We start from the raw sequence: 17796 nt of genomic DNA on the forward strand, positions 1-17796 counted from the left end.
TGTGGGATCTGATCCATGACTGAAAACAACGATACTTTGCTGCTCAAAGCTGCTAAAAGTGGTGATATTAAGGATCTGTGTGCGCTATTGGCTGCTGGTGCGAGGGTGGACGCGTGCGATCGCCAAGGTACCACGGCGTTAATGTTTGCTGCCAATTTAGGCTACACCGAAATTGTGCGATCGCTGCTGGATGCTGGGGCAAATATCAACTTGCCCAGAAAACTCTATGGTTTAACGGCTTTGATGTTGGCGGCTAGTGCCAAACAGCTTGACATTTTGCAACTTTTATTATCCAAAGGTGCAGATGTCAATGCCACTAATGAAGATGGCAGTACAGCATTAATGGCAGCAGTCCTCAAAGGTTATATCGATGTAGTGCGAGTTTTATTGGCTGCTGGTGCCCAAGTTAATATTGCTGATAAAGATAATGATACGGCGTTGAAACTTGCCGTTAAGCAGGGAAAAATAGAAGTTTTACAAGCAATTCTGCAAACTGGTGTCGATGTCAATATCCCAGATGAGGAGGGTGAGACACTTTTAATGCTAGCGGCAGATTTGGGACATCTGGAGATTGTGGAAGCACTGCTAGCAGCAGGGGCTGATGTGAATGTGAAAAACGCTGATGGTGGAACTGCCCTATCGGCAGCAGCAGCGGCTGGACACAGTGCGATCGTAGCAGCTTTACTAGATAGAGGTGCCCAGATTAATCTTCAAGATCGAGATGGTGAAACTGCCTTACACCTTGCCGTTGTGGAAGGCTACATTGATGTCGTGCAAATCTTACTTAACAGGGGTGCAGATGTCCAAATAAAGAACCACTTGGGCGATACACCACTGCTTGTAGCAGCATTGCAGGGACATAGCCAAATTGTCGAGGCACTACTACGTTCTGGCGGAGATATAAATGGGAAAAATCTTGGTGAAGTACCTTTGACGTTGGCTGCATCACAAGGACACACCCAAACGGTGCAAGTGTTGTTAGACTATGGTGCTGATGTCAACATTCCAGGGGATGATGGCAAAACTGCTTTGATCGAGGCAACCGAACGCAAACACAAAGAGATCGTACATTTGCTGCTAGCAAAGGGGGCAGATGTGAATTTTCAAGACTCAGCGAGGGCCACATCATTGATGTGGGCGGCTTCAGCAGGTTATGACGAAATTGTGCAGTTGTTACTCCAAGCTGGGGCAGATGTAAATTTGAAAAACCGTGGCGGTTATACTGCTTTGATGATTGCAGAATTTAATGGTTATAAAAATGTGGTGCGGAGTCTGCAAAAAGCTGGGGCGCAAGAATAGCAATCTCAATTCTTCATCTAAAATATTTTCAGAAATATCTTGACAAATCATTAAAGGAAGTTTAAAAAAATCCAAATCTGGGACGAAGAAACAAAGAAAGCAAAACTCCGTCGTAGCTGTTGTGAACTTGCTACGGCGGAGAAAGGAAAAATTAAAACGCCAAAAGGGAGCAGACCAAATGCTTGCGTCACAAGGATAGAAAGAAAGCAAAAATGAAGAAGTAAATTTACCTTTTACTTTTTACCTTGTACATTTTACCTTTTACCTGCTCTCCCCCTTGGCGTTTCCTACTGTGCTAGATGTGCAAAATATATAGTTTTTAATTGAACAGAAAAGTATTCTAACGATCATTTTTTATGTATTATCCTAAAGGCTAAATACAAACAAGTTACCAAAAAAGGTTGATGTACAACCATTTGGGCGATCGCTACGAAAATTCAAATAAAAATAAATAAAAAATTAAATTTAGTGGAATCACTGTGGTGAATCCTCTGTCACCATAAACTCAAGCATTGACCAATGGACTCGATCGAGTATAAATAGCCAATAATTATAAAATTTGCAGAACAACTAGTGTCATATCATCAGTGTTTTGTTTATCAGCACCGATGAATTGCTGAACTTGGTCAAAGAGGTAATCCACAATCTCCTCTGGCCCATTGCAGTATTTACAAGCCGTATTGAAGCCAGTAACAAAATTGTCTTCATCGAAGCGATCGCCACCAGCAGCAGCGGCATCAGTCAAGCCATCTGTATAGTAAATAATTGTGTCCCCAGGCTCTAACTGTGCCTGTGCATCTTCATATTGGCTGTTAGCATCCAAACCGATTAACATTCCCAAAGTATCTAAACGGGTGACAGTTTTTGTCGCTGCGTGCCACCACAAGGGAGGATTGTGCGCTGCATTGCTATAAGACAGAATTCGGCTGTGGGGGTTATATTCTGAGTAAAATAGCGTTACAAAGCGGTGGGAATTTTCCAAATCCGCATACATAACCCTATTTAAGTTTTGTAGAATTCCGGCTGGGGAATTACCATGTAACACTTCTCCTCGTAGCATTCCCCGCATCATCGTCATAATCAGTCCAGCAGGGACACCTTTGCCCATGACATCTCCAATAACCAAACCCCAGCGACTAGTTTCGCTGCCACCTTTGATCTTGGGCTGAATCTTATTATGATTGGTAGCAATAAAGTCGTAGTAGTCTCCACCGACGCGATTGGCAGGTTTACACCGTGCCGCTAGGACTGCACCAGGGATTGTAGGGCATTGACGTGGTAGAAGTCGCCGTTGAATTTCTGCGCCAATTTCTAATTCTTGGTCTAGGCGTTCTTTTTTTCTTAGTTCTACAGCTAGTTCATCGTTTTCGATCGCTACTGCTGTTTGGTCTGCCACTAACCTAACTAACTTTTGTCTGGTTTCTGTCCAACTATATTCTGGATCGCGGCTCAAGACATAGAGCCATCCCCGTTCTGTATGCTTTACCAGAATTGCCGTACCAAAAATTTGCACATCTGGCCCCAAATACCGATGCATCTGGTCATCCAAAATCCCCGTAGCATTCGCTAGGGGGGCACTATTGGGCAAAAGCGTAATTTGACTACTGGCTATTTCTAGCGCTTTGCGGATATTTTTGCGCTGGCCACTATCTTGCCAGTGTAATTGTTCTAACCTGACTTGACCATTAGGTTTGTAGAGAAACAGGGCGCTACCGTCTGCATCTGTCACTCTTGTTGCCATCAGCGGAATCAGTTCTAAAAACTGATTCAAATTATTGAAACTTCTCAGGGCAAATCCTAAAGAACTTAGCAAATCTTGAATTTTGTTCTGTTCCCGGTGCAACCTTGCCACGAGTTCTTTGAGTGCCACGACTGGTGTGACATCCGTCGCGGCGCTACTATTATTATCAGTGGGTTGAGAGGGCAGTTGAGACACAGGCACGGGTATTATTGCACTTTATATTGGCAGATTTTAGATGACTTATAAATCTTTTGGCTTTGGCATTGCTAAACCATATTTAGACAAGACTTGCCATTTTAGCAAGAGTATAAAGACGTAACAGGCAAATTTTATAAGTATTTTATTTGCTTATTGTATTTCTGATGGAATATTGGTAATTTCAAATCATGTATTTTTAGTCCAAATTCTACCCGTAAAAATTACTATTTTTGCTGATATATTAGAAAGGTTTTCATTTTTTCATAACTTAATTACCAAAGCATATCTCTAAAGTCATAAAAATACTTTATTCAAAGAATAATTTATAACGCTTTCAGAGGGGCAGTTTGGGCAGAAGCAACTAGGAGACTATAAGTCTTTTGAGTGAAAACCTCTATAAGCGCTCAAATCGAGCTTAATTTGCTAAAAAACAGATTGATGCTCCTTCCCAAACCTGAGAATATGTAAATAAGTTTTCAAATATTTAATTTGTATACCATAATTGCTGGGATAATCGCCAAGATTTAGCTTTTCCATTTTTAATTTCTCGTTTTGTGAATTTTGAGTTGCTGAATACGCAAAATTTAAACCCACAAAAACGAGATAAAAATAGAGTAACTCTATCTTGTTAGCCAGATGTAGCAGAGTTAAAGCATTCGCCTGTAATTTATTTTAGGTGTGAGTCATTTGGTAAGTGTAAGATATGAATAGAAGAGATGACACTAAAAATAGAAGAAATATCCTCTAAAAACTTTTAAGTCAAAAGCCAGAAAGAGTTTTTTCATTTAACCATCAGAATTCAAACCTCTTAAGAGACGTTGCACGAGTAAGTCGCCATAGCCAACACCAAACACCTATGGAGGAAAAACCTCCCGCGCTGGTTCCCCAAAGCACTGCTCACCACTGAGATTGCTATCCATCCCACAATAGAGTTGTATTTGTGGGATAGATAGTAGTCTCGATTCCCTTTTCAATTGCTGCAATATGCAAGTCTAGGGGCTTTTGTATGTAATAACTAATACCAATTTGAAAAATGATTGCGACACATGGAAAACTGAAACACTTATCCAATGGATGTTTCACAATCCAAAATCTAAAATCTAAAATCCAAAATGGTATAAATACCGTGCTGCTACATTTAAAAAGCCCATTTAAGACTTCAAAAAGGGCATTAGCTAGAAATTTTAGCAAAAGTCACTAATTTATTGTGACAAATTCATAATTTTAGGACTTGAGCTGTTTCTAGTTAGTTCAAGTGATAATACCAGATCGGTCATCCCTAAATTTCTCAGTTTTAGGACTTATGCAAAAATAGCTAAAAAGCTTAATTTATCGAATTTCCTTCTCTGTCAGAGGCTGACGCCAACACGCAGCGTCTCCCAGAGAAGAATCATACAGTATTACGTAAGTCCTAAGTTTGTTAAAAAAAATTTTTAACTCGAAATTTTTCAACTAACCACTCAAGAGAGCTTCGACAAACTCATAGCTCGAAAAAGGGCGTAGGTCTTCAATTCCTTCGCCAGCACCAATAAAGCGAATGGGTAAACCTAGCTGTTGCACAACGGCAAGGGCAACGCCGCCTTTGGCAGTGCCATCTAGCTTGGTTAAGACAACACCACTGAGTTGGGCAGCTTGGGAAAAAACTTCGGCTTGCCGCAGTCCATTTTGGCCTAAAGTGGCATCTAGAACCAAAAGTGATTCTACTTTGGCATCTGGGGCTTTTTTGTCGATAATTCGCCGGATTTTACCGAGTTCATCCATTAAATTTTTCTTGTTTTGCAGTCGCCCAGCTGTATCTACGAGAAGTAATTCGGTTTGACGCGCTTGGGCGGCTGCGATCGCATCAAATACAACTGCTGCCGGATCTGTATTTTTTCCCGGATTGGCAATTACATCGACGCCACTTCTACTACCCCAAACCTTCACCTGTTCCACGGCGGCGGCACGGAAGGTGTCTGCTGCGCCAATCAAGCATTTATAACCAGATTTTTGTCCCAAGTGGGCAATTTTGCCGATGGTAGTGGTTTTACCGGCACCATTTACCCCAGTGATTAACCAAATATTTAAGGTTTCTTTTTCTGGGGTAAAGGTAGTTTTGTGAGATGTTTTGCTCGGTGCATCCAGCATATCCCGAAGGATTTTTTTCAGGAAAGCGATCGCTTCTTCAGGTGCGGTAACTTCTTCTCGCAGTTTTGTTTGTAGGGCATTGATAATAAAGTCTGTTGCCTCTACACCCACATCAGCTTGTAAAAGCAATGCCTCAATTTCCGTTACAGCAGCTTGGTTTAGCGGCCCTTGACCAACGATCGCCTTCAGTTGGTTAAGAATACTACGGCGAGTTTTGTCTAATCCTTGCCGGAGTTTTTTCAGCCAGGTAATTTCTTCAATAGAAACGTCTTCTGCACTCCTACCTTGAGCTGCTAGAACTTTCGCCGACCAGACAAACCCATCATCAAATAACAGTCCGGGAATTTCCTCTCCTGTTTCTGAGGTTGTCGCTACTGGCTGTACTACTTCCGGTTCTGGAACTTCAATGGCAGTGGCTATTAGTTGTTCTAGCTTGGCTTGCCGTTCTGCCGCCGCTCGTTCTAAAAAGGATAAGTTAGCTGGTGCTATTGGCTGTGTTGCCTCTGGCGTAGCTAATTGTTCGGTGGGTGTTGGTTCAACTTCACTTGCAGTGAGTTCTGTGGTGGAAACATCTGGCTGTTCAGCAATTGCTGCCACAGAAGAATCTTCTATAATTTCTTCCTCACTAGCAGCTTGGATAACTTCTGGCTGTGCCGTTTCTACGGTTGTACTAACAGGTTCCTCAGTTGCTTCAGGTTCAGCTATTGCCGCAGTTACCGTTTCTGCGGTTTCAGGTTGTATTGATGATGCTAAGGTATCTGCTGAATCAGGTGGGGTTTCTACTACCTCAACTTGCTGTTTTTGCTGAATATTTTTGTAGGCAGCTTTCGCAAATGCTAATAAATCTGCTGTTGTGTCTGGTGCAGTCTCAGCAGTTGGTGTTGAGGTTTCGGCTGGCTCTGGTTGGGGTTCTTGTGCAGGAGGAGTTTCTTCCTGTTTCTTATCAGAGGGAGTATTAGAGGAATCGTTATGTTGACGACGGAACCAATTAAAAACCATTGCAGCAGTATTGTTTATATGAGTTATGAGTTATGAATTATGAGTTTAATTTAACTTTGCACTTTTTCTTGGGGTGAAAACTTCCGAGTTATCCTCACCTTTCAAGGCCAGTTCTAGGAGAATCGTGACAACAGAGAGCTTTTTACGTTCTCACAGCGTTTCCCCTTACTCCTAAAGGGAGAGGTTCCGCTTGGAGGAAGCCGCAAAAGCGGCTACAGACTTTTCTCCACGGCAGTATAAAAATTATTAATTCCGCAGCAGTACTACGCAGTTTTTTTCTGCTCAGTGACTCGGCGCAAAACACCGTTAATAAACCGATGACCATCGTCTCCACTGTAGCGTTTGGCTAGCTCCACAGCTTCGTTGATGGCGATACTGTCTGGTACTCCTAAGAACTTCATTTCTGCCACGGCGATTTGCAAAATATCGCGGTCAATTTGGGCGAGGCGAGTTACTTGCCAATCTACTAAGGCAGCAGAAATTAGTTCATCTATAATGTGTCGATTTTCGTTGACGGTAATCACAAGCTCTTTAGCGTAATTCCGAACTCCCTTGTCCTGATTGGCTAACTGAATCAATACTGGGAAATCAACTGCTGTACCCAACTGATTGATTGCTGTCTGAGTGCAGGCGATCGCTTCTTGAAGCATTGTTCTGGCAGTATTGAGGTCGGAGGCCCGAGTTTGGCTACTTAAGAGGCGATCGTTACTGCGTTGCAGTTCACCTGCGGCATTATCGAGGGTATCTTGTACTTCTGAGGTCAGAGTGCGTACTGCTCCTAGCACCAACTTGGATACTAGTTGATCGTCTTCCAATTTATCTAATTTTTTTGGGTTGACTGGCAATTGGCTAAGACTTAAAAGCGCCAATTCACGAGCAATTTGCTGGGGTTTACGAGGTTGCATAAAACTGAGGGGTGATTGTGCGAGAACTGAATTAACTAGGCAAAACAAACTTATAAGCCTATCAATTTTGGCACAGTTAAACAACAACATTACGCATTTGCTTGTGACTATGCCAGATTGATTCCAGAGAGGCAGAGTGCAGGAGAAATACACTCCTATATCTCTTGTCGCAACCAGAGCTTTTCCTTGGAGTTTAAGTCAAGATACCAAAATTTCTGAGTTAGTGGCTTGGAATTAGATGGGGTGTAAGCCACTATTCTTTATTGAACCTCCTGCCTCCTGCCTCTTGCCTCCTGCCTTCTGCCTTCTTCACGTTTCTTCAACGGGAATAACCTGCTGCTTGATTTCTTCGTGTTTCACTTCCAATGTGGACTCTTTGGGGAAAACCAAAGGCGTATTGGAGGCGACAATGCCACCTGATACAACTATTTTAAAGGCGTCTTCAATCGACATCGAGAGGTTCACCACCTCGTCTTCAGGAACGACTGCGTACCATCCGGTAGTTGGATTTGGAGTGGTGGGGATAAAAACACTTAGCACGGGGCGAGACATCTGGGCTTGAATATCACTGCTGATTGCACCAGTAACAAAAGCGATCGCCCAAATTCCTCGGCGAGGATACTCCACCAAAATTACCCGGCGAAACTTGCCATTAGAATCTTTCAGTATTGTTTCTAAAAGCTGTTTGAGAGTTTTGTATACCTGCCCTGCTAAAGGAATTGCCTGTAATAATCGCTCACCAAAATCTAACAACCACCGCCCAGCTATATTTCGAGCCATCAAGCCCATTAGCAATATACTTAGTAGTGGTACAGCCAAGCCTACTAATAAATTAAGTATATTTACTAAAAATGGGTTTAACCCATCAAAGGGATTCAATTGTTTGGGAATTTGGGTGAGGAAGTTGATTACCCAACTTGCAATGGTAATTGTCAGCCAGATTGTGGTTGCTAGGGGAATTATTACCAACAAACCAGCAATCAGGTCGTTTTTTAAGTCCTGTTTTAGGCGATCGATTACCAAGCCCCGATTCTCCTGTTTTAAGCTAGAGGAACTTTTGTTATTCGTATCCATACCAGCAGATTCGTCAAATTCCGAAGGCTTTAACTTTGGCAGATTCTGCCGCAAGTAACTGTCTAAAGCGCTAGCAAGTTGCCTGCTGCTGAAAATCAGCTATTTTCCTATAAGCATACACATAGACATTAACCAATCCGATGACGACTGATTATTCTTAGAGGATGTTACTTTTCTTTATAAGACTTGTAAATGATTGTTGCAAGTTCTTAGATATTATTAATCTACCGTTCTTAATCAAAAGCTGCTCATGATTGTGAAAGTACTACAGGGTAAACTAATAAATTATTTTATCTGGTCAGTTATTCACTTTTGAGCAGGGGTGGCTTTTATGAAAAGTCTCTTTATATCTAGCCTTAAATTATGAAAAACAAAACCCCTGACAACTTTTACAAAGTCAGGGATCTGTGTAGTATATCTGTGTGCCCTATGATTTTGCGTAGTTTACCGCCGTAGGCATCGCTATACAAGAAATCCTTCTAATCTCTAGCCCTCTTCACGCCGCATCAACCTGTGTAGTTTCAGAATCCGCGCCCTGCAACTGTTGCGTACTCTCTTGTACCAAAATTGCTGTTGTATCTAAATTAGGTTTTGGCAGATACTTCATTTCCCAGACTTTGAGCAAAATCAGGTATTCGTAGAATGCCTGTAATGTACACCAAGCCACTCCGGCGCGTCCATCTAAACATCCGCCTAAGATAAAATACATATATATAAACCGTAGCAACGGTCTGGCGGGCAAACGTAAAGACAAATCTTTCAGGGCACGCCGTCTTTCGACTTCCGATTTGCCAAAGAACAAATCTTGCCAGTTAACCTTTCCCTGTTCTAGCTGATACAAGGTTTCTTGAGCTTCATCCGTAGAATAACGGTTATGCTTGTCAATCCAGCGGCTCAAACCTTTGCTACAAGTGTAGTGTGGGTATGTTTCTTTTAAAAAGCTAGTTGCACCCTCACAAACTTCTCGCTCAGTATGGCCGTAGTCTGTAAACCATACTTTACCATGGCGGAAGAGTCGCATTTGGTAACGGGGATACTGTGTGCTGTAGCGAATCCAACGATTCATGAACATGACGCGTTCAGCCACGTAGTAACCAATGTAGTCTGGATTCTGACTTGCCTTTTCACATTCCGCAAATAGTTCTGGTGTCATACGCTCGTCAGCTTCGAGAATATAAACCCATTGATGCTTCGGGAGGATAGACTCTAACATCCAGGTGCGTTGGCGTCCGTGGCTTTCAAAAGCGTGTTGGACAACGCGGATGGGATAGCGACTGGCGATTTCCACAGTGCGATCGCTACTGCATGAATCCACAACAATGATGTCATCTGATAACATCGCCGATTCGATACAAGCAGCAATATCTAGTTCTTCGTTATATGTCAGTATGTAAATTGAGAACATTACTCAAGTTTTATAGCGATTTTACTCAGTGATAATTGTCTTGTTATTAGTTATTAGCTATTAGACGCATGGCAGTATCAGCCGTCAATAATTTTTGGATACTTCTTACTGCCATGCCAATAGTGGATTAGCGTGCGGCAGTTCTAGGTTTACCACCTTGTACAGCACCACTACCTCTTAGGCTTGTCCAGCCGATGATAATGTAACCAATGGACAATAGCAAACTGCTAATACCAATCCGCAGTCCAGACTTCCAAGCAGTATCTTTAGCTTGTTGCAGTGCTTCGTCTCGACGCTGGCGAACTTGGCTCAGTTGTTGAGTTTGCAGCGTTTGAACATCTGTTTGTTGTTCGATAGCTTTGTCAAGTACTTGGGGATTTGTTTTAGCCTTCTTCAGTAACTCTTTGATATTTGCGGGAATTTGAGGGCTTTCAATTGCTTGCTTATATTTTTGGTCATCTTTGAGGATTTCACTAAACTGAGCTTTGGTTTGGTTTCGCAACTGTTCTAGTTGCGCTTTTCCTTGGTCAGTATTCAGTTGTGCTTGCAATTGCGATAACCGAGTGTTTAGTTGAGTTTCTGCTTGGTCTGCTTCTTGGGTAATTCGGTTGAGTGTTTGAGTCTTGGCTTGATTGACGTTATTTAGGTGCAGGGGAAAAATCAGCAAGAACATCAACCCTAAAATACTGGAGATAATCGCGGCGGGAAATCTTAAATCGATACCTTGGGGGCGATCGCTTGCTGAATCGGCATTTTCAATCCAATAGGCAGCAAACAGAAGCCCCAAACCGACTAGAGGAACAATTCCTCGATCGACGAGCGCTGTTGCCAAATTGATTTGCCATACCCGATCGGTGGGTTGAAAGGGTAACAACAGAATCAAAAAGTCAACGAAAAAGGACAAAATGCAGATTATTCCAACGACCTTAAGTGTGAGAGCAGTACTCACGGAAGTAAAACGGTTAACCATAGTTTTTCAAACTGGTGGAGAATACGAGTGATTTTCATATTTCAAGCTACTTGAATATTGTGCCCATGACTATGACTATTGTGTAAAAACACAAAGCAGATTCAATATTGGTAAAGGCTATCTGCCTCTTGGTTTTCAACTAGCCCACAGTAACATTTGTTATCTACAGTGTCTTCAGGAAAATCCTGGTATTTTAAGATACGAAGTTGATGCGGGGCTAGAAGAACAGACTTATTAATTACCCAATCACCCTGATTACAGTTCTCAATCGGTCGTAATACAGACCTTTTGTAAGGGTTCACAGATGTGCATTGGTGTCAATACTTTTCGGATAAACCCAACAATCTCTCTTTTGGTTTGGGGGAAAGGTAAAAGGGGAAGGGGTAAAGGTAAATTCAAACCCTTTCCCCTTTTACCCTTAACCGACAAGTATTGGAATCGGTGTCAACTTAAATCGAAACCTTTGCAATGAGGTTGTATCGACTTATCAACCCAATTTGAGCAAGAAAGCAATTATTACTGAGAGTAAATACTACTAGAAGTGATTGAGTTTATACTTGTCCGGGATTTTTACGAATATCTCACTTGTTATACTGAAAATAGTTTGCTTTTGCATGGAGTACAAAGCTACGGGTTTTGAGGCAGAAGGTAGAAACTCTTTATATCTGATGCGTGAGTTCTTGCATTCTGTACCTCAGTTACTTGCCAGCTCCTGTATTTATACTCTTTTTTGCTAATTCCTAATAAAAATGAGCAAATCGGAAATAATAACTAACAATCAGGTGTGAACTTTACTCGAATCAGTTCGTCGGTGATTTTTGTTAGCAAAAAGAGTGAATTTGAAGGAGTTAGACTCTGAAAGGCTTTGAATTCAAAGGTGTTGAAAAACTTATCGGGCCAATAGCCGCGCTTCTCGGATTTGTGTATTTGTTGCAATGGTATATTGGAGACTTGCGATCGCCTTCCGATCCCATCTTTGAAAATAAACAGCCGCCTTTGGTGATGAAAGAGGGCGACCCTTATATCCGCGCTTTAATGCGAACCATCTCGGCAAGTGAGGCTAGTGGAAACCGTCCCTATTCGCTGTTATATGGTGGGCAGCAAGTCAACGACCTTAGCCGACATCCTGAGATATGCGTCACAATTGTCACAGGCCCCAACACAGGTAATTGTTCTACCGCTGCTGGCAGATATCAAATTATCAACATTACTTGGTATCGTTTAGCCCCTCTTTATCACCCAAAGCCGATGCGAATGATGTTTTGGACTACTTATAGTTTTGAAGCAGAATATCAAGATGTAGTAGTTTACCGTTGGTTAAATGATTCTAAAGTTTGGGGAACTAGTATTTCTCAACTGTTGCGTCAGGGAAAGTTAAATGATGTTTTGCGGCGGCTCTCTCCCACTTGGACAAGTCTGGGATATGGCATAGAAACTAATTCTGTTAGTAACTCTTTGCCCAAGGTTTATCAAAAAATGTTGCAAGAAGAATTAACCGCAGCTAAACAACCGACAGCCCCGATGCCACCATCCCCAACTCCTTCTAGCAAGGCAGTAAAGAAGTAGTGAAGTTATCCTAATTTTTAACTTGCTGCGGATAAAAAGCTTTTGAGATTTTCCACAAATGCTAAGGTATTTTCAAAGTGGATATTGTGTGCAGCATTACTAATTATTTTTATCTGAGTAAATTCACATATTTTAGCCATTTCTGTATTAATAGATATAAATTTTTGATCGTATTCACCCACTAGTAAAAGCATGGGAATTGTATTTAATTGTAGCTTTTCCCACAAAGAAGGCTGACATCCAGTACCCATAAAGCGCAGTGATTTATCTAATTCCTTTGGATTGTTCTGCAACCGACTTTCAACCATGCGATCGTATTCTAGATGATTTTTTATATAACCAAAAATCGGTTGATTATACCAATTTGATATAAAAGTGGCAAAATCACTTTTTTGAAGACTTCTTGTTAATTTTCTGCCGATTTGAGTATCAAGTTTAATGCGTTCTAATCGTTCTGCTTCTGTCGGCAAACCTGGCGAAGCTGACTCTAGAACAACTTTATGAAAGCGTTCTGGAAAATGCAGGGCTAGGTATAAAGCCAATCTTCCACCCATTGAATAACCAACTAAAAAGCACTTGGCAATTTTTAACTCATCTAGTAAGTTGATTAAAGCATGAGCAGTGTTTGCCATTGTATAGTATTTGTCCTCACCCAAAACTTGGGTTTTGCCATGTCCGGGAAGGTCAAGTGTTAAATAGGAAAATTCATTGAATAGTAATTTGAAGGCTTCATCAAATTCATTAATGTTACCCATGAAGCCATGTAAAAAAAGAATTAGTGGTTTATCTAGAGTGCCAATTAAAGAATAATGAAATTGATAATTTTCTAGGATCATAGTCTAGGTAAAAATCATCATTTCACAACGGATTGTCTGATGGAATAAGTTTTTCCCTCGTTGCCTCTTGGAAAAAGTGAATAAAGGAAAGTTTATAAAAATAGATTGTCTACCAGTTGGCAATATGATGTTGTTAGAGTGAATGGCAGTATGCACTATTGAATTTTGATACATCGCTGCTAGTGCATTATTAATTTTGCGGACGCATTTTAGATTATTTTTCTAATTTTTAAGGTAAAAATCGATCTAAAGCAGCTTTTAACTGTTTAATTTCAACGTCAATATTACCCTCTTGTGCGGCTCTAGCAATACACTCAGTTAAATGTTCATCCAAAACAATTCGCGCTACCTTATCCAATGCGCCCCGCACTGCGGCAATTTGCAGTAGAACATCAGGACAAGGGCTATTTTGCTGCACCATTGTTTTAATACCACGAACATGTCCTTCTATACGCGATAATCGATTGGCAATTCGCCGTAATGACTCTTCGCTATGGACGTGAGGATGAGCCAACTCTCCAGTTCCATGAGTCCGATCTGTATGCTCGTGGTCTGTATCGTGATAGTGGGAATGTTCTACTTGCTGGGATGTTGGCAGGGATTCCTTACTTAATCGGTTTGATCCATTCATGGGCTATGAAAAGGCTTGTATTACTAAGATCCTAGTCTAGTACTCTGCCAACCCAAAAATGCTGGGTGAGGGCTGGGGAAAGGGGAAAGGGTAAAGGGTAAGGGATTTAAACCCTTTCCCCCTTTCCCCTTGCCCTTTACCCCGCCAAGTTCGCTTGGCGAACTACTAGTACTCGACCAACCCAAAACTTATGGGTGAGAAGGCAGGCCCCATTCACCCTAACTTTACTGCTGACGATTGGCTCTTTCTTGGGGAATAATCTCCGTTACTACCCTACCGCTAGAACTACCACCTTTGACAACAATATTTTCTGTTTGCAGATTACCAACTGCTGTTTCACCCACAAAATTTAATGGTGGGTCAACTTGCCGATAAACAACATTTCCCTGAGCTTCAACTAACTTATTATCTAAATACCAAGTTAGTGTATTGGATCTTAGAGACTGGCGACGCTGACCAACGGCGTTAACGTTACCTTTTAAGTAAACGGTTTTTTGCGGTATTTTCATTTCACCTTGATTGGCTGTCACTGTAACATTTTCGGCACGCTGGAACATTCGCGTAGGTGAGTTTGTAGTGACAGTTTCAGCGTTCATGTTCCAGGTCATAGAGTTACTAGCTATTTGCATTGGTGGGTCTAGTAAGTCTAGTTGAGCATTCTTTTGGACAGTAGCAATTTTTGTTTTTAAGTTGACTTCAGCAGAATTTCCCTTACCGCGATCGCTAATTTTATTATCTTTGTAGCGGTCAATTTCTAGAGGGCGATCGCCAATCAGTTTTTCTTCTTTAATATTCCAGATTAAATGTTCAGTTCTCAGTTGCATCTGGGGATCGATAGAATTTGCTACTACTCCTCCAGAAAATTCCATCCGTTGTTCGCGGGTTTTAACTCGGACTTCCTGTGCTACTGCTTGTAGTTGTTTATGAGTGCCGTTAATCTTGTTACGAACAATCAACAAATCTTCTTTGGGACGCCATTCTAATTCATTACCTTGCAACACAATCCCATTGCTAGGATCTGTGGCAAATATCTTACCTTTTAGAAACAACTGCTTCCCATCTTGTTCAATGTCTGCTACATCAGCCTTAATTTGGTAAACAATTTTGCCATCTTGATATAATTCACCATAAGGACTTTCAGCCTGACCAATTTGTTTTTCTTTGGTGTATTTTGCGGTTTTAGCTCTGACTGCCCAAATTGGCCTTCCCACTTCATCTGCTTGTTCTAGGGTGACATCAAAGAAAGTCAAATTGCTATCTTTATTAGATGAATCCGCAGTATTTTGTTGCGAAGTTGTGGGGGATTTGCCACCGCAGCCAACTAAACCAAATACCAAGAAAAAAGTCAAAGGTAAAATAAGAAAGGAGGGAGTGGGGGAGAAATTTTGAATTTTTCTCTTTCCCCATCTCCCTCTTTTATGAAATTGATACGCCATTATTCTTGAATTTCTAGGTGTCCATCACTAGTTCTGGGGTCTTCCAAAAAACCGATCCCAGATAACGGCCGGTATGGATAGCTTTGGCGAGGAGTTTTTTGAATATCTTCTTTGATGGCTTCTAAATCAATGTAGCGATCGCTTACATTAATTAAGCTGTCGCTGGTCATGGAACGCAAGCTGACAACTTCTACCCGCACGCCACGATAGCTGACTGAATTTACCGCATAAGCTAAATCTCCATCACCGCTAACTAAAACTGCGGTATCATAAGAATCTACTAACGCCATCATGTCTACTGCTATTTCTACATCCAGGTTAGCTTTTTTAGAGCCATCTGGTAGCTGGACTAAATCCTTAGCAATGACTCGATAGCCATTGCGACGCATCCACAGCAGAAAACCCTGTTGTTTCTCGTTTGTCCGGTCTACACCAGTGTAGAAAAAAGAACGCAGTAATCTAGAACCTCCTGTTAATCGACATAATAACTTCGTGTAATCGATTTCAATCCCTAGTTGCAGTGCAGCGTAAAATAAATTTGAGCCATCAATAAATATGGCGACCCTACCCCGATTCTCCAAAACTTGTTCTGGCGTAAATATTGAATCGTTTTCCAAATTATTCAACATTGTTGTGATACCTCAATTTTTATCCCTGTTATTTTTGATACAAATTACCAACTTTTAGATGCTAGTCACAGCGGCTTATGATAATGTTCCGCGGCTAATTTAAATTGAGCCACGATAAATTTTGTGAGAAAATAAAAAATTGAACAAAATCAGAGTTTGATAAGGACTAATCGTTTTTCGGGGGTTCTATTCGCTTAAAAATCGGTTGAGGTGTACCCAACTGTTGTTTGCTCGATAGTAGCCCCCATTTAGCATGGATGGCAAAAGGAGCGGTAACTGAACTTTGTTTTTGATCGTTAAAATTTATTCTGAAGCCTAGCTGCTGATAAATATCGCTACTAATGTTCGGAATAATTGGGGATAGCAGATAAGCTGCTAGTCTAACTGATTCTAGAACTGCGTAGAGAACCTTTTCCACCGATTCCTGCTGTCCCTGTTTATATAATGACCAAGGAGCTTGTTCATCAATAAATTTATTACTGGCTTGCGCCAGTGAAAGGATAGCCTCACAAGCTTGACTGAAAGCTTGCTCCTGGTATGCTTGTTTCACCTGTTCCCCTAAACGTAAACCAATTGCTTTCAAAGGATTTTCGTCAGGAATCCCTTCATTGCCGATTGATGGGACATTATTCTCAGCACAGTACTTTTTCACCATGCTCAAAGTGCGATTGAGCAAATTACCTAAATCATTTGCCAAATCTGCATTCAAAACATTAATGAACCTAACTTCATTAAAATCTCCATCTTTGCCAAATTCGATTTCCTTAAGGAAGTAATAACGAACGGCATCACTACCATAGCTTTTAACTAATGCCACAGGATCGAGGGTGTTACCCAGACTTTTGCCCATCTTCTGCCCATCTTTAGTCAAAAAGCCATGTCCAAATACTCTCTCTGGCAAGGGTAAGCCTGCCGATAACAGCATTGCTGGCCAGTAAACTGCATGGAAGCGCAGAATATCTTTACCAATTAGGTGCAGGTTGATTGGCCACCATGTTTCTAATGCATTTGCTAAAGTCGGTTCTGCATCTGGTTCTAGTAATGCTGTGACATAACCTAGCAGCGCATCAAACCAGACATAGAGAGTGTGCTTGGGATCGACTGGTACGGGAAAACCCCAATCTAGATTCACTCGTGAAATAGAAAAATCTTGTAGCCCTTGATTGACAAAGCTGAGAACTTCATTACGCCGACTTTCTGGTTGAATAAAATCCGGTTTAGATTGATAAAATTCTGTCAGCTTAGTTTGATATTTGGATAAGCGGAAAAAATAGTTTTGTTCGTCTCGCCACTCCACTTCTTTGTTAGTATGAATTGGGCAACGGTGTCCTTCTAGCAGATCCCGTTCTTCTTTGAATTCTTCACAGGATACGCAGTACCAGCCTTGTTGTTGTCCCTGGTAAATGTCACCAGATTCCCAGACTCGCTCAAAGAATTCTTTAACGATCGCTTGATGATGAGGCGCAGTAGTCCGACTAAAGCGATCGTATTGAATATCTAATAATTGCCATAAACTCACGAAACTAGGGACAATTTCATCACAAAATTCTTGTGGCGCTTTCCCTAAACTTTCTGCCGATCGCTGAATTTTTTGCCCATGTTCATCTGTACCTGTAATTAGTAATACTTGATGTCCCAGTAATCTCTGAAATCGCGCCACTACATCGGCTGCGATCGTCGTGTAAGCACTGCCTATATGAGGGACATCGTTTACATAATATAGGGGTGTGGTTAGTGCAAATGTCTTTTTTGTTTTATTCACTAGATTCATGCAAAATAAAAATTAACTTATTAAAACGTTTTATCTCTTAGCTTTCAGCGGCAAAACCACGCAATTATACAATATTATTCCTATTTTTTCCAATAACGTCTTCATACTAGCAAATTTATCAAGTCCAGAATTGTTTTTTAATATGCATCAATTAAATTCATTTTTACCTAAAAAATGGAAATTAACTAATCATAATTTTTTCGAATAGT

13 protein-coding genes are annotated in these 17796 nt (G+C 41.2%); 2 read left to right on the forward strand and 11 right to left on the reverse strand.

What is annotated here, in order from left to right:
- The first annotated feature begins 15 nt into the window (after nucleotides 1-15).
- Nucleotides 16-1299, forward strand: a complete 1284-nt coding sequence (locus V7K45_RS14795) for an ankyrin repeat domain-containing protein (RefSeq protein WP_335004586.1) — start codon at nucleotides 16-18, stop codon at nucleotides 1297-1299.
- A gap of 550 nt (nucleotides 1300-1849) precedes the next feature.
- Here V7K45_RS14795 and V7K45_RS14800 read toward each other — a convergent pair.
- From V7K45_RS14800 to hpsJ-B, 6 genes are all read right to left on the reverse strand, one after another.
- A complete protein-coding gene (locus V7K45_RS14800) occupies nucleotides 1850-3241 on the reverse strand; it encodes a PP2C family protein-serine/threonine phosphatase (protein WP_335004588.1) in 1392 nt (463 codons plus the stop codon).
- 1449 nt (nucleotides 3242-4690) lie between these two features.
- Nucleotides 4691-6364 (reverse strand): signal recognition particle-docking protein FtsY, encoded by a 1674-nt coding sequence (gene ftsY, locus V7K45_RS14805; RefSeq protein ID WP_335004590.1) that lies wholly within the window; start codon nucleotides 6362-6364, stop codon nucleotides 4691-4693.
- A gap of 263 nt (nucleotides 6365-6627) precedes the next feature.
- Nucleotides 6628-7269 (reverse strand): transcription antitermination factor NusB, encoded by a 642-nt coding sequence (gene nusB, locus V7K45_RS14810; protein ID WP_292787087.1) that lies wholly within the window; start codon nucleotides 7267-7269, stop codon nucleotides 6628-6630.
- A 309-nt stretch (nucleotides 7270-7578) separates the two neighbouring features.
- Nucleotides 7579-8343, reverse strand: coding sequence for a DUF502 domain-containing protein (locus V7K45_RS14815; protein WP_335004592.1), 765 nt, complete (start codon nucleotides 8341-8343; stop codon nucleotides 7579-7581).
- Between the two features lie 496 nt (nucleotides 8344-8839).
- Nucleotides 8840-9748: a glycosyltransferase family 2 protein gene (locus V7K45_RS14820; RefSeq protein ID WP_335004595.1), complete on the reverse strand. Its 909-nt coding sequence runs from the start codon at nucleotides 9746-9748 to the stop codon at nucleotides 8840-8842.
- Nucleotides 9749-9875: 127 nt separating this feature from the next.
- Nucleotides 9876-10718: a hormogonium polysaccharide biosynthesis protein HpsJ gene (hpsJ-B, locus tag V7K45_RS14825; RefSeq protein WP_335004597.1), complete on the reverse strand. Its 843-nt coding sequence runs from the start codon at nucleotides 10716-10718 to the stop codon at nucleotides 9876-9878.
- Nucleotides 10719-11639: 921 nt separating this feature from the next.
- On the opposite strand from hpsJ-B, the gene V7K45_RS14830 reads away from it, so the two are divergent.
- Nucleotides 11640-12284, forward strand: coding sequence for a glycoside hydrolase family 24 protein (locus V7K45_RS14830; protein WP_335004599.1), 645 nt, complete (start codon nucleotides 11640-11642; stop codon nucleotides 12282-12284).
- A gap of 17 nt (nucleotides 12285-12301) precedes the next feature.
- On the opposite strand, the gene menH is transcribed toward V7K45_RS14830, so the two are convergent.
- From menH to metG, 5 genes are all read right to left on the reverse strand, one after another.
- Nucleotides 12302-13120: a 2-succinyl-6-hydroxy-2,4-cyclohexadiene-1-carboxylate synthase gene (gene menH, locus V7K45_RS14835; RefSeq protein ID WP_335004601.1), complete on the reverse strand. Its 819-nt coding sequence runs from the start codon at nucleotides 13118-13120 to the stop codon at nucleotides 12302-12304.
- 229 nt (nucleotides 13121-13349) lie between these two features.
- Nucleotides 13350-13751, reverse strand: a complete 402-nt coding sequence (locus tag V7K45_RS14840; protein WP_335004603.1) for a metal-sensitive transcriptional regulator — start codon at nucleotides 13749-13751, stop codon at nucleotides 13350-13352.
- A 224-nt stretch (nucleotides 13752-13975) separates the two neighbouring features.
- The gene (gene lptC / locus V7K45_RS14845; protein ID WP_335004605.1) at nucleotides 13976-15187 is read right to left on the reverse strand and encodes an LPS export ABC transporter periplasmic protein LptC; all 1212 of its coding nucleotides are present in this window, start codon (nucleotides 15185-15187) and stop codon (nucleotides 13976-13978) included.
- Nucleotides 15187-15816 carry a LabA-like NYN domain-containing protein gene (locus V7K45_RS14850; RefSeq protein WP_094348455.1) on the reverse strand — a complete coding sequence of 210 codons (630 nt, stop codon included), beginning with the start codon at nucleotides 15814-15816 and terminating at the stop codon, nucleotides 15187-15189. The genes lptC and V7K45_RS14850 overlap by 1 nt, the downstream gene beginning before the upstream one ends.
- Nucleotides 15817-15982: 166 nt before the next feature.
- Entirely contained in the window at nucleotides 15983-17587 is a 1605-nt protein-coding gene (metG, locus tag V7K45_RS14855) for a methionine--tRNA ligase (protein WP_335004607.1), read from the reverse strand.
- Between the last annotated feature and the right edge of the window lie 209 nt (nucleotides 17588-17796).

Origin of the sequence: Nostoc sp., from assembly GCF_036917375.1 — a bacterium.
Taxonomy (GTDB): Bacteria; Cyanobacteriota; Cyanobacteriia; order Cyanobacteriales; family Nostocaceae; genus Nostoc.

Coding starts and splice junctions, on each gene's coding strand:
- V7K45_RS14795 (WP_335004586.1), top strand. CDS start 16: ATGACTGAAAACAACGATACTTTGCTGCTCAAAGCTGCTAAAAGTGGT.
- ftsY (WP_335004590.1), bottom strand. CDS start 6,364: ATGGTTTTTAATTGGTTCCGTCGTCAACATAACGATTCCTCTAATACT.
- nusB (WP_292787087.1), bottom strand. CDS start 7,269: ATGCAACCTCGTAAACCCCAGCAAATTGCTCGTGAATTGGCGCTTTTA.
- V7K45_RS14815 (WP_335004592.1), bottom strand. CDS start 8,343: ATGGATACGAATAACAAAAGTTCCTCTAGCTTAAAACAGGAGAATCGG.
- V7K45_RS14820 (WP_335004595.1), bottom strand. CDS start 9,748: ATGTTCTCAATTTACATACTGACATATAACGAAGAACTAGATATTGCT.
- hpsJ-B (WP_335004597.1), bottom strand. CDS start 10,718: ATGGTTAACCGTTTTACTTCCGTGAGTACTGCTCTCACACTTAAGGTC.
- menH (WP_335004601.1), bottom strand. CDS start 13,120: ATGATCCTAGAAAATTATCAATTTCATTATTCTTTAATTGGCACTCTA.
- V7K45_RS14840 (WP_335004603.1), bottom strand. CDS start 13,751: ATGAATGGATCAAACCGATTAAGTAAGGAATCCCTGCCAACATCCCAG.
- lptC (WP_335004605.1), bottom strand. CDS start 15,187: ATGGCGTATCAATTTCATAAAAGAGGGAGATGGGGAAAGAGAAAAATT.
- V7K45_RS14850 (WP_094348455.1), bottom strand. CDS start 15,816: ATGTTGAATAATTTGGAAAACGATTCAATATTTACGCCAGAACAAGTT.
- metG (WP_335004607.1), bottom strand. CDS start 17,587: ATGAATCTAGTGAATAAAACAAAAAAGACATTTGCACTAACCACACCC.